The sequence below is a fragment of the Campylobacter sp. CFSAN093224 genome (assembly GCF_012897395.1).
In the GTDB taxonomy this organism is placed as follows: domain Bacteria; phylum Campylobacterota; class Campylobacteria; order Campylobacterales; family Campylobacteraceae; genus Campylobacter_D; species Campylobacter_D jejuni.
The window spans coordinates 1,362,068-1,378,191 of record NZ_CP040607.1; the positions used below are offsets into that span (position 1 = coordinate 1,362,068).

Annotated in this window: 15 protein-coding genes; 4 read left to right on the plus strand and 11 right to left on the minus strand. The window is 29.1% G+C overall.

Annotated features, from left to right (window positions below; translation table 11 throughout):
* Position 1: 1 nt before the first annotated feature.
* The 9 genes from rfbF to FBF11_RS06985 all read right to left on the minus strand — a co-directional run bounded on the left by rfbF (position 2) and on the right by FBF11_RS06985 (position 10,559).
* Positions 2 to 793, minus strand: coding sequence for a glucose-1-phosphate cytidylyltransferase (gene rfbF / locus FBF11_RS06945; RefSeq protein ID WP_002874157.1), 792 nt, complete (start codon positions 791 to 793; stop codon positions 2 to 4).
* Positions 794 to 819: 26 nt separating this feature from the next.
* A complete protein-coding gene (locus FBF11_RS06950) occupies positions 820 to 3,267 on the minus strand; it encodes a CDP-glycerol glycerophosphotransferase family protein (RefSeq protein ID WP_057096948.1) in 2,448 nt (815 codons plus the stop codon).
* Between the two features lies 1 nt (position 3,268).
* Positions 3,269 to 4,897: a galactosyltransferase-related protein gene (locus tag FBF11_RS06955; protein ID WP_032596478.1), complete on the minus strand. Its 1,629-nt coding sequence runs from the start codon at positions 4,895 to 4,897 to the stop codon at positions 3,269 to 3,271.
* Between the two features lie 5 nt (positions 4,898 to 4,902).
* Positions 4,903 to 5,850: a KpsF/GutQ family sugar-phosphate isomerase gene (locus tag FBF11_RS06960; protein ID WP_052784006.1), complete on the minus strand. Its 948-nt coding sequence runs from the start codon at positions 5,848 to 5,850 to the stop codon at positions 4,903 to 4,905.
* A 10-nt stretch (positions 5,851 to 5,860) separates the two neighbouring features.
* Positions 5,861 to 7,519, minus strand: a complete 1,659-nt coding sequence (locus tag FBF11_RS06965; protein WP_002851485.1) for a polysaccharide biosynthesis/export family protein — start codon at positions 7,517 to 7,519, stop codon at positions 5,861 to 5,863.
* A 1-nt stretch (position 7,520) separates the two neighbouring features.
* Entirely contained in the window at positions 7,521 to 8,639 is a 1,119-nt protein-coding gene (locus FBF11_RS06970) for a capsule polysaccharide transporter (protein ID WP_002851300.1), read from the minus strand.
* Positions 8,639 to 9,301, minus strand: coding sequence for an ABC transporter ATP-binding protein (locus FBF11_RS06975; protein WP_002851179.1), 663 nt, complete (start codon positions 9,299 to 9,301; stop codon positions 8,639 to 8,641). The genes FBF11_RS06970 and FBF11_RS06975 overlap by 1 nt, the downstream gene beginning before the upstream one ends.
* Positions 9,298 to 10,080 (minus strand): capsule polysaccharide transporter KpsM, encoded by a 783-nt coding sequence (gene kpsM, locus FBF11_RS06980; protein ID WP_002871866.1) that lies wholly within the window; start codon positions 10,078 to 10,080, stop codon positions 9,298 to 9,300. Before kpsM ends, FBF11_RS06975 begins: the two co-directional genes overlap by 4 nt.
* A gap of 71 nt (positions 10,081 to 10,151) precedes the next feature.
* Positions 10,152 to 10,559 carry a hypothetical protein gene (locus tag FBF11_RS06985; RefSeq protein ID WP_002818956.1) on the minus strand — a complete coding sequence of 136 codons (408 nt, stop codon included), beginning with the start codon at positions 10,557 to 10,559 and terminating at the stop codon, positions 10,152 to 10,154.
* A 74-nt stretch (positions 10,560 to 10,633) separates the two neighbouring features.
* Between FBF11_RS06985 and ciaI the strand changes: the two genes are divergently transcribed.
* From ciaI to FBF11_RS07000, 3 genes are read left to right on the plus strand one after another with little or no spacing between them, the layout of a single operon-like run.
* Complete coding sequence (ciaI, locus tag FBF11_RS06990; RefSeq protein ID WP_002874989.1) at positions 10,634 to 11,197, plus strand: intracellular survival protein CiaI; 564 nt, start codon at positions 10,634 to 10,636, stop codon at positions 11,195 to 11,197.
* A gap of 35 nt (positions 11,198 to 11,232) precedes the next feature.
* Positions 11,233 to 11,922, plus strand: coding sequence for a dUTPase (gene dut, locus FBF11_RS06995; RefSeq protein ID WP_002874987.1), 690 nt, complete (start codon positions 11,233 to 11,235; stop codon positions 11,920 to 11,922).
* 1 nt (position 11,923) lies between these two features.
* Entirely contained in the window at positions 11,924 to 12,637 is a 714-nt protein-coding gene (locus FBF11_RS07000; protein ID WP_002819467.1) for an EI24 domain-containing protein, read from the plus strand.
* On the opposite strand, the gene tilS is transcribed toward FBF11_RS07000, so the two are convergent.
* Together tilS and rimO are read right to left on the minus strand one after the other, a co-directional pair.
* Positions 12,620 to 13,585, minus strand: a complete 966-nt coding sequence (gene tilS / locus FBF11_RS07005) for a tRNA lysidine(34) synthetase TilS (protein WP_002858852.1) — start codon at positions 13,583 to 13,585, stop codon at positions 12,620 to 12,622. The two genes, FBF11_RS07000 and tilS, sit on opposite strands and share 18 nt — an antisense overlap.
* A complete protein-coding gene (gene rimO / locus FBF11_RS07010; protein ID WP_002894112.1) occupies positions 13,575 to 14,894 on the minus strand; it encodes a 30S ribosomal protein S12 methylthiotransferase RimO in 1,320 nt (439 codons plus the stop codon). Before rimO ends, tilS begins: the two co-directional genes overlap by 11 nt.
* A 73-nt stretch (positions 14,895 to 14,967) precedes the next feature.
* Here rimO and prfB point away from each other — a divergent pair, with 73 nt between their 5' ends.
* Positions 14,968 to 16,065: a peptide chain release factor 2 gene (prfB, locus tag FBF11_RS07015; protein ID WP_057042187.1), complete on the plus strand. Its 1,098-nt coding sequence runs from the start codon at positions 14,968 to 14,970 to the stop codon at positions 16,063 to 16,065.
* Positions 16,066 to 16,124: the final 59 nt, after the last annotated feature.

Genomic DNA, 16,124 nt, shown 5'->3' on the forward strand with positions numbered 1-16,124 from the left:
ATTAATCCTTCCATATTTTCCAAAGTGCATTATTATCATACCACATACGATTTAAATCATTTTTATCTTTTAAAGTATCCATACATTTCCAAAAACCCTTATGTTTATAAGCGTAAAGCTCTCCATGCGATACCAATTTTTTAAGAGGATCTTGCTCAAAAATAATATTATCTCCTTTATCAATAAAATCGAAAACTTTAGGCTCGCAAACAAAAAAACCACCATTAACCCAACCACTATTATTATATATCTCTCCTTTTGGTTTTTCCATAAAATTAAAAACCTGATTATTACAATCTATATTTAATAAACCAAACCTTCCTTCAGGTAAAATTGAAGTCATAGTTATTGCTTTACCATGTTTCCTATGATAATCAAGCAATTTTTTTAAATTAATGTTAGCCAAACCATCTCCATAAGTAAGCATAAAAGTTTCATTATTTACATAAGGCTGAGCTTGTAATATACGACTACCTGTCATAGAATTTTGTCCAGTATAAAGTAAAGTTACTCTCCAAGACTCTTGTTTAATTGAATGCAACTCTACGGTATTTTTCTGCATATCAACAGTAAGATCACTATATTGAGTATAATAGTTAATGAAATAATTTTTAATAATATGACCTTTATATCCAGTCAAAATTATAAATTCATTAAAACCATAAGTGCTATAAATTTTCATAATATGCCATAATATCGGTTTTCCTCCTATCTCAACCATTGGTTTTGGTTTTAAATCTGTCTCTTCTGATAATCTCGTTCCCAAACCCCCAGCTAAAATTATTACTTTCATCGTCAATTAACCTTTTTAAATTATTTTTATATTTTGTGAGCCAATAAAAACTCTATGTAAAAAATTAAATCTTTCTGATTATTAACTAAATAACTAAATTCCATTTTTTTGTAATTATAATACCCCCTTTTTAAAAAGTGCTTATAAAAAAAATAATCTTGATCAAACTGATAATAGATTACAGGTTTTTTTAAAATAATCATTTCAAAAGCTACGCTTGAATAATCCGTTATCATTAAAGAGGATTCACAAAAAAGCTTTTGCATACTCATTTCAACAGAAGGGATTATAATATAATTTGGTAAATTAAAATCTTCTAAATAAGGTCTAATTTGTGGATGAGGATTAAAAACTATTTTGTAATTATATTTTTCATGCAATTCTTGTAATTTTTTACTATGTAAAAAAGAACCCCATCTATAAAAATACTCACTCTCATAAAATTTTGGATTAAATCTTCTTTTCATTAATTTTTTACTATAAGAACCTACTATATATTCTCTCCAAGTAGGCATAATAATAATTTGTTTAGTGTTTATTTGATTATTTTTAAGCAAAGCATCCCATCTAGGAAATCCTGTTAATTTTACCTCTTTGGGGGTAAATTTATAACGATTAAAATCTCCTGCTATAGAATCATATTCATCTTGCATTCCAGTAATGAATAAATCAATTTGTCTTTGATTCAACCAAGAAGATAAATCATTCTGAGTAATTCCATGCTGTAAAAATACAAAATCTTTAGTCTTTAAAGTATTTTCTCCCAAAGCTTCAAAAAAATACCTATCAATATGTGATGAAATGAGTTTATCAGCTTTAAAAACCAAATATTTAAATTTAAAACTTTTTGGATCAACCAGTTTAAAACCTTCTTTTTTTAGTCTTTTATAATCATGAGAATTTTTTCTAAGGACAAAGACGATATTTTTCTCAGGATGATTTTTCATAACATAGCGATATAAATGTTCAGCATTGTCATCAGCCCTATAAGACATATCAGCAAAAAGCCATAATGATTTATTTTTAGCTCTTCTTTTTTTTAACTTTTTAATCTCATAAAAAATATCATAAAAAGTGCACTTTTTTTCTTGATAGATTATATCAACCTTTTTATCGTTAATAAAACAAATCATATTTTTAGCATTTATAAAAAATTTAAGCCAAATTCTTCTTTCATAGATAAAAACTCGGTTTAAAAAATCATATTGTCTGATTTTTGAACAAATGATTTTGGCTAATCTATCGTCAAAAAGCATTTTAATTTCATCGTTAACATCTGCCGTATAAAATTTAATCAAAATTTCATCATTTTTATCATCTATTTGCTCAATAAAAACTTTGTCTATAGGCACTTTTTCTTTTTTAAAACAATATACAAATCCCATTTTGTATAAAAACAAAAAAGAATTGAAATTAAATTTCATTATACTCTGTATATTGATAAAATAAAAAATTTTATCAAGCAAATCAAGATATTTGTGAATTTTAACTTGATCCATAAAAGACAATTTTTCAGGATGATTAACCAGTTCTTGTGTCTGCCAAAATATTTCATACAAAATAACATTTTGTATGAAAGTAGGAATTTTATCTTGTTGTGCTACGCAATTTAAAAGCTCTAAATATCTTTTCTCTAAAATTTCCAAATAGTAAATTTTATTTTCATTTTTTTTATTTAAAGAAAAACTTTTATCAAATCTTTTTCTATAAAAATATCTTGCATTTTTTAAAAATACAGATTTTAGATTTAAATTTTTAAATAAATAAATATTAATAAATTTTCCGTCTTCAAAATTTAAGGTCAAATTTTCATCAAAAAAAGTATCTTTAAGATAATCACATCTTAAAAAACATGATGCAACTGAAAGTTGAATATTTTCATTTAATTTTATATTATCATAAACACTTTTTTGTCTTTTGAATTTAAAATTTAAAGCATGAGTATCTTTATATAAAATTTTTCTTTTTTCTCTATAAAAAATAATATTTGTAGCCACCATAGCTATATTATTTTGTTTTTTTAAAAAACTATCTACCTCGTAAAAATAATCCCTATCTAAAAAATCATCAGGATCAGTAAAGGTTACCCAAAGAATATTTAAATCATTTTCTTTTAAATATTTTAAACCTAAATTCCTCGCACTTGCCTGACCGCCATTTTCTTTGTATAGATAGATAATATTTTTTGGGTATTTTTTTTGATATTTTTTAATGATATTGGCTGAATTATCAGTAGAACCATCATTAACGCAAATTAGATGAATATTACTTTTAAAATCCAATTTTTGATTAATTATAGACTTAAAAAAATCATCTAAATATTTTTCCACATTATAAACCGCTGAAACTATGACATATTTATTATAGGCTTTGTATTTTTTAGGTTTAAATTGTTTTAGAAAATTTTCTAGGGAAATTAGCAAACTTTTAAAGAAGAAAGATATATTTTTTTTATACTTTGCTTTTAACAACATATCAATTTCTAGCCTTTTTAATTCTCAAATCCTCAAAAAATCCCTTAGGATTAAAAAACAATTTTCTTGCCAAGCGATAAAATTTAGTATGTGAAATCATAGCACCAAGATACTCTAAACCTAAAATTTTCATCAAAAATGAAAAAGGTCTTATACTCTTAAGCTCATGCAAATAAGGTTTATAAACAAAAGATCTTAAAGGATAAAAGCTTTTATCATGTTTTTGTGCCATCAGCATTTTTTCTTTATCAATGATGATTTGATAAAAAATCCCATCATGCTCAAAACTATAAAGCTCGTTAATCAAATAATAAAGCATTTCATACAAATCGCACTTATCATCATTATTTTGGCTTAAAAAATCCAAGATGACTTTTTTTTCATCCTTCTTTAAAGTTAAAAAATATTCTTTAACTTGATAAAGTTTTTGCTCGCTTAAATTTAAATCTTGTTTATAATCTAAATCTAAATTTTTTGCAAAAAACCAAGAATGAGGTAAAATTCCTTTTTGAAAATAAAAAATATCACAATAATCTATATCATCAAATTGTAGTTTTATACTTGCATCTAAAAATGTTTTAGTGATGTTTTCTTGTTGTAAAAAATCCAACAAAAGTTCATATTTTAACTCTTTATCTATGAAAAAATCACTTATATTTTTATAAATGATTTCTCCCACATAAACACTAATATCCTTAAAATCATAATTTTGATCTTTAAAAAGCATTAAAACTTTTTCATCTTTAGCTTTAAAAACTTTCAAAGGTTTTAAATCATGTTTTTTGATATTTTTTAAATGCTTATAAAAAAGCTGATGGTTCTTATCTTTATTTTGCATATAAGCATTTTGATTGGGCTCTATATGATAAAAATGATACATATAAATTCCATAAAAGCAAGCCTCATAACCAAGCAATGAAAACCAAGATCTAAAACCTTTAAAGTTAAAAAAATTCCAATTTCTAGCATCATAACTTAAATTAGTAGGCATTTTTTCAAAACTCACACAAGCTTTTAAAACTCTAGCAAAAAAATCAAAATCCTCATAACCATGTCCGATAAAATTTTCATCATTTCCACCCAATCTTAAAAACTGATATTTATTTATCACAATACTTGAAGTAGAACTTGGGGCGAAAAATTTTACCCAAGTATTTTTTGCTGTAAATAAATCCTCTTGTATCAAAATATCCCAAAATTTCTCATCGTATTGTTTTAATTTTTCATTAGCTTCTTTGTTAAGATACACTACGGGTAAAACTATCAAAGCATTGATATTTTGAGAAATATTTTTAATTTGAATTAGTTTTAAAATTTTTTCAAAATTATTCAAAGAAATATAACAATCCACATCCAAAAACAAAAGAACATTTGAATGCGCATAACTTGCTCCTAAATTCCTACATCTTCCTTGAGAAAAAACTTTTTGATTAATATCTTTAAGATAAATATGATGGTTTGCTTGGATAAAATTTTTAAGTTCGTGATCTTTAGATGAATATCCTTCAACGAAAATAAATTCTATATTCTCATCGCTTTGAAAAGATTTAGCTTTTTGAAGAACCCTTTCTTCTATATAAGAACGTTCCTTGCTTAATCCAAAAGGAATAACAACTGATAACAAAGGCATAACTTTCACACATTTCCTATCGCATAAAGTTGAATAATGCCTACAACCTTATCTTCTTTAGATACAACAATTTCTTTGATTTTATGTTTTAGCATGATCTCCTCTGCTTCACTTGCCATAGCATCAGCATCGACTACTTTAGGATTTGTACTCATGATTTCTTTGGCCCTAAAATCAAATCTTCGTTTATCGCTTGCTTTTAAAGCACGACGCAAATCCCCATCAGTGATGATACCCACTAATTTTTCATTTTCAAGCACCACACAAAGCCCTAGCTTGCCACTAGTCATCACATCAACAAGATCGTTAAATTCGGTATCAGGATGCACTATAGGAAGGTTACTTGAAACCATAAGATCTTTTACCTTGGTTAAAAGCTTACGTCCCAAACTTCCCCCTGGATGAAAAAGGGCAAAATCATCAGGCTTGAAATTTCTTACCTTCATCAAAGCAGCCGCTAAAGCATCCCCCATAACTAAAGTTGCTGTTGTCGAAGACATAGGAGCAAGCTGCAAAGGACAAGCTTCCTTTTCCACGGCTATATTTAAAAATATATCGCCTTGCTTTACAAGGGTAGAATTTTTTTTACCACACATTACTATAAGTGGAATTTCACGCTTTTTTATAGCAGGAATGATTTTTAAAATTTCTTCAGTTTCTCCTGAATTTGAAATAGCAATTAAAACATCTTCGGAAGTTAACATTCCAAGATCTCCATGCAAAGCCTCTCCTGGATGGATAAAAAAGCTTGGTGTTCCTGTGCTTGCTAAAGTAGCTGCTATCTTAGCGCCTATATGACCTGATTTACCCATACCACTAACTATGCAACGCCCTTTGGTATTTAACATCAAATTTACAGCTTGATTAAAATTTTCATCTAAATTTGTAGCCAAATCCAAAATAGCTTGCGCTTCTTTTTCAAAAACTTCTTTGGCTATTTCAAGAGTATTCATTATTTAAACCTTAAAGATTAAGCACAACATTGGTTGCGATAGCAATTTGATAAAGAATTTGAGTCAACATTGAAAAAATTTGTAAATTCTCACTATCCACTTTTGGCAATACCAACACAGAATCGCCTCGTTTCATATCTATACCACTATGATATTTTTCAGCTTTTCCATTGCTTCGTATCACCAAAACTTTTGAAGTATCCGCTCTTTCTCCATAACCTCCTGCAAGATTGATATAATATCTTAAATCTTTGCCCTTATCATACACAAAAGCTCCAGGTAAAGAAACCTCACCTTGAACTATGATGAGATTATTCTTACTTGGTACATTAATAGTATCACCATCTTCTAAAATAACCGAATTATAAGACTTTGGATTATCAATGACAATTTGACCCTTAGGCTCTACTTGCTTAGCTCTTTGGATAAATTCTAAAATCGTTTTTGCTTGTTGAGCTCTTATAGCTGCACCTTGAGCTGTAACAGAACCACTAGTTAAAGCTAGAGTTTCAAGCTCTTTAAGCTGAGCATTGATAAGTTCTTTTTGAGTTCTAGCTACACTTTTTCTAAACACTTGTAAAGCTTGCATGTTTGATTGTGGATTAGCTTTAATTAATTTAGAAATATCTTCTAAAGTCGTTCCTTTACCCACAACTAAAGTTTTTAAACCATTATGCTCGCCATTTACACTTATAGTTATATTTTCAGAAACATACTCAGGGTGAAATTCTACCTCATCTCCCGTTCTAAGTAAAACTTTTGAAAATTGCATTTTATTATAAGCACTGACATCAAGTTTATGATCTTCACCATAACTTTTTACGATAGCATTAGTTACGATAGGTTTAGCACCTGATACTCTAGCTAAGTCAGCTAAAGTTTTAATATCATTTGAAAGTTCAAAACGAAAAGGTCTTTGCACATCACCGTTAACAAAAGCGTAATTTTGAACATTTCCTACTAAAATAACATCTCCACTTCTAAAAGGAAAAAGATCCATTTGCCCCTTTAGTAAAAAATCATATAAATCAATATTTTTTATCACGCTGTTATTACGCAAAATTTGAATATCTCTAAAACTTCCATATTCTAAATTTATACCCCCTGCTTTATCAAGATACTGGATCACTGAATCCGAACTAAGTCCTTGATAAAGTCCTGGAGCATTAACGTTTCCTGTTACAAAAACACTGACATTTTGATAAGCATTCATATCTGCATAAACAAAAACATTGCTTTTATAGATTTTATTAACACGTGCTTTTATAACACTTACAAGGGCGCTATTTTTCACACCTAGTAAATTTACAGCTCCTACTTTAGGGATAAAAATATTTCCTTGAGAATCCACCACTAAAACTTGCGAAAACTCAACAGCTCCCCAAATTTTAAGACTGATTTGATCACCAACTGCAATCTTATAATCTGGGTTATAAACTCTTTGATTGTAATTTTTAAAATTTCCATTAAAAAGATGAGCGCCAAATACTAAAATTTGATGAATTTTTGTAAGATTATTTTCTTTATTTGCTATATCATAATTTGAGCTTAAATTTTGATCTATGCTAGTTGTAGCAGAACCTTGATCCTCTGCTGAAATGATTTGTGAAACATCCACAGCTCCAAAACATAAAATACAACTAAAAAGTAAAATTAATATTTTTTTCATTTTAATACTTATGCTCCTCTATTATCATTTTAATAAATTTAACAATCCCAAAAATCAAAGATAATACAATAAATGCTGTTAAAATATCATAAATTCTTTCAGGATATTTTGCGCTTTCTGGAATATCTGGACTTTGGATGATGACAAGTTGTTTTATTTTTCTTAATGCTTCTATTCTAGCACTTTCATAAGCTTTTAAAGCTGCTTCATAAGCTTTTTGCGCAAAAGTAGCTTCTATAGTTAAATCCTGAAATTTAGCAGCCAAATCGTTAAGCTTTTGAGAAGAATTGTTAGCTGAAATTTTAGATTTTTCCCTTAAAAGCTGTTTTTTAATCGCTTCAATTTCTGCTTTAAGTGCTACTACTTCAGGTGCTGCATCATTCATATAGCTTTGTAAAGTTAAAAGTTTAGCTTCTTTTTGAGCTAAATTAGCCTCAATTTGCGCAACTAAACTTGCTTTAGTTTCAGCTTGTTTTAAAGGATCAAAAACTCCATATTTATTTTGAAAAGCAATCAAATCATTTTGTGCTTTTTGATAACGTTCTTTGTATTTTTGCACTTCATTTTCAGCAAAAGCCATTTGCTCTCTAGCTGCTTTATGAGAGATTTCGTTGATAAATTTTTCGCTTTCTTGCATAATAGCTTGAGCAATCAAATGAGCTGATTTAGGTGTAAAACCCTCTACTTCAACTTTTAAAAGTTTAGTGGTTTCATCCGTATGAACCTTAACTCTTGCTTGGTAGTATTTAAGATAAGATTCTATCGAGCTTGAATCCCAAATTTTAAAAGGTAAATCTATATGTTGCTCTTGATAAAGATTTTTAAGTTTGATTTTTTCATCCAAAATCTTTAACATATCACTTGATTCTATATAACCTTTTAGATAATTTAAATCTTCGCTTGCTGTAGAAGTACTACTAAGCAAAGACAAGATTCCACTTGTTTGAGCACTTTCTCCACTTGTTGATCTAACATCTAAAATCATCGTGCTTACATATCTTGGTGCTGCAATCAATGTATAATAAATCACAACAAAAATCATTATAAACCAAACAATTTTAAAAGAATCAAATATACTTAAATCTTTGATTTTTTCTAATAAAGTTTTATTTTCTTCCATTAAACTTTTCCTTGATATACAGCTATTCCTTCATCTACATCATCATAAACCGTAATTTGTCCATTTTTCATATAAATTATTTTATCACACCATTCTTTAATTTCAGCTACATTATGAGATACCATAATCACTTTTGATTTGCTTAATCTTTCTCTATATAATTTCACACTTTTTTCCCTAAAAGCAGGATCTCCAACAGCTCCTGCTTCATCAATCAAATAATAATCAAAATCAAAGGCCATACTAAGTCCAAAAGCTATCCTAGCACTCATTCCCGAAGAATAAGTCTTCATAGGCTCATCAAAAAATTTCCCAAGTTCTGCAAAATCTTCCACAAATTTTACTTTTTCTTGGAGTTCTTTTCCTTTATAACCATATACTCTAGCTACAAATTTAGCATTATCTCTAGCTGTTAAAGAACCTTGAAAAGCTCCATTTAAACCCAAAGGCCAAGATAATTTTTTATTAGTAATTATCTTGCCACTATCAGGAAGCTCTGCTCCGCTTAAAAGTCTCATGAGAGTGGACTTGCCTGCGCCATTATATCCCATTAAACCTATGCTACAATTTTCAGGAAATTCAAAAGTAAAATTTTTAAAAACATAATGCCTTCCACCACTAAATAAAGGATAAGATTTAGTTAGATTAATTAGCTTTATCATTCTTTTTTTGCCGCCGTTAGAGCTTGTCTATTATAGTAGTAAATAAAAAGCCCTATAAATAAAACAAGTAAAATCCAAAATATAGCATAAAAATAACTATATTCATCTTGCAAAGGATAATTTTCAAAAAAATTAAATCTTAAAAGCTCCATTATGTGAAGCAAAGGATTGTAATAAAATATATCAAGTAAAGGACGAGGAGTTAACCAAGTGGGAAATATAATCCCAGAACTCCAATAAAATACTATACTAAAATAAGCTAATAAAGTTCTTAAAGGTTCTACAAAGTGCCAAACAATAGCAAAACAAATCCCTAAAGCAAAAGCTGAGCATATGAGTAAAAAAATACAAAATAAAACTCCAAGTAAATGAACAGGAAATACATCGAGTCTAAAGAACCACCCTGCAAAAAAAAGCACAGTGATAAAAATCACAAAATAAATACAAAATTCAAGCAAAGTTCTAGCAATAAATACATGTATAGGTTTTACAGGTTTATAGGCAAACAAAGATAAATTTGCCCCTATTCCATTCATAAGCTGAGTTACTATACTTCTAAACATAAAAAAAGGCATAATGCCTGAAATCAAAAACATAAAAATAGAAATTCCTTCAGGCATAACTTGATGATGATATTCCCTAATAACAGTTCCTATAATAGTCACCAAAAGCACAACACTCATAGGCTCTCCAACTACCCATATATATCCAAGATACCTATTTTTTCCAAATCTAGTTTTTAACTCTCTAAAAAATAAAGCGTGAATTACATTTAACATTTATTTTCTATACCTAACAATTTACATAAACTATAATCATAACTCATTTTTTTAAATAAAATCATAAAAATTTATTTTTTACAAAATTCAAGCTTTTTACTAAGTCCTAAAGCATTGTTAGTAAATTTAAGCCAAAAAAGCTCTAAAGCATAAATTTTTGCACTTTTATCAAGCTTAGCAAAGGGAAATTTAGAAAAATAAATTTTCATTTGTTCCTTGTTTGCGATTTTAAACTCGGCCTTAGCTTGCACACCTTTTAAAAAAGCTATTTTATTTTCTTTAGCTATATTAAGTGCTATACTTGAATTTTCACTGGCTAATCTTATATGCTTAGTATCTTCATGAGAAGCGATAATAAAAGCTAAATTCTTTTCATCAAAAGCATAAAAAGCACTAGCCGTATAAACACCTTTTTCATCAATCATAGCCCAAGATAAAAGCTGCTCATTTTTTATAAATTCTAAAATTCTTTCATCCATATTATAAAAATTATACTAAAATATTTTTAAAAATAACCGATTTTTGATTTAAACTATAAATATAAGGGGAAGAAATGCAAATTGATGCTAGTAAAAACCAAAGTTTTTCGATGGATTATACAACAAAAAGTGGCAAACACTTAGCCTTATCTATGTATGACAATCAAAGCATAAGTTATACAAATAATGAAGAAGGTAAAACTCTTAATCTTAAGCGTCAGTATGGTTTTAGCTTTACTTTTGAAGGCTCTAAACTCACACAAAATGATCTTGATGAGATTAAAAATGCTATGAAAGAAGTTGAACCTATGATCAAAGATTTTTTAGCAAATTCTAAAGTTGGAGAGTTAAAGCCAAAAGAAATTATCGAATCAGCTATGCAAATGGCAAATGTTCTACCAACTCCAAATGATAAAAACCATCAAAATGCTATTATGAATAATTTTACAAATAAACTCAGTGATTTGCTAAAACAAAATCAAACAAATGATAAAGATATCAATACTTCTATGCTTGAAGATAGCAAAAAACTTCTTGATGAAGTTTTAGAACAAATGAAAAAACAACTTGAAAAACAACAAGAAAAAGCCAAGGAAAATCAAGATAAGACAGATGATAGTTTAAATCTTTACGCTTAAATCATATAATATTAAAAATTATCAAGGAGTTTTAAATGACAAATATCGAAATTTTAGAAAATATGCTCAAACTCCAACAAAAACTTAACGACGAAACAAACGGCTTAAATTGGGAAAATGGCTACACCAAAGAAGGAAAACTGATCAGTTGGAGACGCTGTATTTATATGGAATGTGCAGAACTTATAGACTCTTTTGCATGGAAACATTGGAAAAACATTTCAAATCCGACAAATTGGGAAAATGTGCGTATAGAGATTGTCGATATTTGGCATTTTATTTTAAGTCTTTTGCTTGAAGAGTATCGCGATAAAAATGGAAAAGATTTGAAAGCTATAGCCACAGAAGTTAATGCTGTAAGTGTGTTTCAAGATTTTTGTAAAGAAGAAGAGCATCCTAATGAGAGTGATATTTATGGCATTTTAAATGATATAGAGCTTATTATCCATAAATGCAGTGGTTTTGGATTTAATCTTGAAGAATTACTTTCAATATATTTTACTTTAGCTATTAAATGTGGGCTTAATCTTGAAATTCTTTATAAAACCTACATAGGTAAAAATGTTTTAAATATTTTTAGACAAAACAATGGTTACAAAGATGGCAGCTATAAAAAAACTTGGAATGGCAAAGAAGACAATGAAGTTTTAGCTCAAATTTTAGAACAAGAGCTTGATTTTGATACTATTTATAAAAAACTAGAAGAATGCTATAAAAAGGCATAATTTGGATATTTTAAAACTTGCAATCAAAGATTTTTTAAGTCTTAAATTTTTAAAATTTGCCTTAATTCCTTTGATTTTTAGCCTTATACTGATGCTTTTTTTAGGAGTACTTGGCTTTTCGGCTTTGCTGGATTATTTTAATTCTTTATTTAGCGTTGGAGAAGATTCGTTTTGGGCGTGGTTTTATGCCCTTCATTTTGTACAAATTTTAATCACCATCATAAGTTTTTTATTTTCAGGTTTTATTGTTGTTTTTGCTTCGGTTTTTTTAGCCCTTTTTATCACTTCTTTTCTTACTCCTTTTATCGCTAAAGAAATCAACCAAAAATATTACCATTATGATAATACAAACGAAGTTTCAACCTTAAAAACTATCTTTGAAATTTTTAAAATATTTATAAAATTTATAGGGATTTTATTGCTTTGCACCTTGGCTTTATTTTTACCTTTTATAAATATTTTTGTATATTATCTTGCTTTTTATTATCTCTTTCACAAACTTTTAATGATTGATGTTACAAGCACGATTTTAGACAAAGAAAGTTTTAAAAATTTTCATTCTGATTTTTCGCCTTTAGAGTTTAAATTTAGCACTCTTTGTTTTTATCTACTCTCATCAGTACCACTTTTAGGACTTTTTTTGCAAGTATTTTTTGTGATTTTTCTCACACATTTAAGCTATCAAAGAATTTTAAAACTAAAAGCTAAGGCTTGAAATATCGATTTTGTGATTGTATAAATAAGCTCTTAAAAGTCTTGGAATTTTAGCTATTCTACACTCTTCTTTGAAATTTTTAGGTAATTTTTGACAAGTTTCATACTCAAAAACAATAGCTTGTTCGTTTTTATATGCAAGTGCTATTTTACCACCTAAAACACAATCACCCTTTAAAAGCTCTTTTCTTTGTGCCGTGCTTAAAAGCAAACCTTTCATTTTCACCGCTCTAGCAATCAAGCTTTCATTTTTAGGGCAAATAAGAAGTCCTTGAATTTCTTTGATATTTTCAAAATCATAAAGTTTTTTCCTGTCTTCATCAAGATAAGAAAAACTTCTTTTTAAACCCTGATGAAATTCACTCACAAAGGCATTAGAGAAATTTTTTCTTATATAATTTCTAAAATATTTTTCATTTTCATTACTTTCATCATGGAAATAAAAAATATCTTTTTCTTTTAAAAAAGATGAAATTTCATCTTTACTTATAAAGAGTAAAGGGCGTAAAAGTGTATAATTTGAGCGTTTTTCACACTCTTGCATACCTAAAATTTCAGCCAAACCTGCGCCTCGTGAAAGTTGCATCAAAAACCATTCAAATTGATCGTTTAAATGATGGGCTAAGATAAGATGGTCATAACCTTGCTCAAGACAAATTTTTTCAAAAAAATCATAGCGAAAATCTCTGGCTTTTTTTTCAAAGTTACTTTGAAATTTAGGAGCGTGTTTTATGAAAATTTTTTTATGAAATTTTAAAGCAAGTTCTTTGGCTTTTAACTCTTCTAAATCACTATTTTTTCTAGTTTTGTAATTTATCATCACAAGATCAAAGTCGATCTTTTCTTGCATTAAAAGATAAAAAAGCACACTAGAATCACTTCCATAAGAAAAAGCGAGTAAATTTTTACCCCTTTTTAAAAGGGCTAAAATTTCATCTTTAATTTGCATCTACTTTTCTTAAAGCCTTAGCAAGGAGTTTTTTATCAAGGTTTTGTAAAATTTCACATTCATAAATTTGCCCCATTTCCAAATTTCCACATTCGCTTTCATTAATAAGAATTTCCCCATCAATCTCTCTATCCCATCTTAAATCTTTAGCTGCGATAAAAAACTCTCCCTCACTACTTTCTCCTGTGCAAACTACTAAACGCTTTTGCCCTACTTCTTTTTCAAAACTTTTTTCTATCACTTCATCAACAATTTTTTCTATGATTTTAAGTCTTTTATTGATCACTTTAAAAGGCACTTGCTCCATATCAAAAGCGGCTGTATCTTCTTCCTTAGAATACGCAAAAACACTCACCCTATCAAAACCAAAGTCTTTAACAAACTCACAAAGCTCTTCAAAATCTGCCTCACTTTCACCTGGATGCCCTACGATAAAGCCCGTGCGTAAAAAGCTATTTGGCACACTTTTCATTAAATTTAGCATTTCTTTAAGTCTTGTGCTATTTGCCCCACGCTTCATGATTTTAAGCATATTATCACTTATGTGCTGCAAAGGCATATCAAAATAATTTACAAAAATTTCAGAAGCTATAATGCGTTTGATCAAAGCTTCACTCGCGCTCGTAGGATAAAGATATAAAATTCTAGCCGCTCTTATGCCTTTGATTTTTTCCACCTCATCGATTAAGCGTATAAGCCCATCTTTTTCACCCTTATCAAACAAATAAGAACTCGTATCTTGTGCAATAAAAGAAAAGTCCTTATAACCTCTAGCTACCAAATCTTTAAGCTCAGCTATAATGCTACTTATCTCGCGAGATTTTAACTTGCCTTTAAAACTTGGGATAGCACAAAAAGAGCATTTTTGATTACAACCTTCGGCGATTTTTATAAAAGCATGGGAATTTGAACCTGTGATAATACGTTTAGAATTTTCACTTTGCAAATAAGTCGAATTTGAAAATAAATTTGTTTTTTTAAGTATCATTTCATCGATTCTTTCATAATCACCCACACCTGTGAAAAGATCAACCTCAGGAAGTTCTTTCATAAGTTCTTCGCGGTAACGCTGCATTAAACAACCCGTAACCACCAAAAGAGAATCTTTTTTTCTTTGTTCGTGCAAATCCAAAATCGCATTAATACTTTCTTTTTTTGCACTATCGATAAAACCACAAGTATTTACGATTAAAACATCAGCTTTGCTTGGTTCATCGCAAAGTTCATAAGCACTAAGGCGCCCTAGCATGATCTCACTATCGACTAAATTTTTATTACAACCTAAAGACATAAGATAAAGTTTTGACATTTTTTTCCTATATTAAAGTTTTCTTTTGATATAATTTTTGACTTTAAAAATATAATTATAGCAAAGAAATTTTATGGATAATTACGAATTTAGTGAACTTTTAAAAACTTTAAAAAACAAAGTCGGCAACATAGCCTCCATCATCAAGCCTGAAAATATCCAAACAAGGCTTAAAGAAATCGAAGAGCTTGAAAATTTTCCTTCTTTTTGGAGTGATGTTAAACAAGCAGGAATCATAGGTAAAGAAAAAACTAAAATCACCAATCTACTTAAAAACTATGAAAATGCTTTTAATGCTCTAAATGACGCAAGCGAACTTTTCGATCTGGCCAATAGCGAAAACGATACAGAAACACTTGAAGCTTTATTTAATGACGCACCAAAACTTGAAGATACCATCACAAGTCTTGAAATTTCCATGCTTTTAAGCGGGGAAAATGATGGTAAAAATGCCATTGTTTCCATTCACCCAGGTGCAGGTGGAACGGAAAGTAATGACTGGGCAAGCATACTTTATAGAATGTATTTAAGATTTTGTGAAAGAGAAGGTTTTAAAGTCGAAACTTTAGACTTTCAAGAAGGCGAAGAAGCAGGACTTAAAGATGTGAGCTTTTTAGTTAAAGGAGAAAATGCTTATGGTTATTTAAAAGCTGAAAATGGTATCCATCGTTTGGTAAGAACTTCTCCTTTTGATAGTGCAGGACGCCGTCATACAAGCTTTTCAAGTGTTATGGTAAGCCCTGAACTTGATGATGATATAGAAATTGAAATCGAAGAAAAAGACATAAGAATAGATTATTACAGAGCAAGCGGTGCAGGCGGACAACACGTCAATAAAACAGAATCGGCTGTGAGAATCACGCATTTTCCAACCGGCATAGTCGTACAATGCCAAAATGACAGAAGTCAGCACAAAAACAAAGCCACCGCTTTTAAAATGCTAAAATCTCGCCTTTATGAACTTGAACTCATGAAACAACAAGATAGTGCTAATACTGGAGAAAAAAGCGAGATAGGTTGGGGGCATCAAATCCGTTCTTATGTGCTTTTCCCTTATCAGCAAGTCAAAGACAATCGCAGCGGAGAAGCTTTTTCTCAAGTGGATAATATCCTTGATGGGGATATCAAAAAAATGATAGAAGGCGTTTTAATTGCCTTAAAAGCGGAGTAACAGGCTTAAAAATAAGTAATTTCTGCAAAATGTCGGTATAAAAAAATTAGAAAGATAGC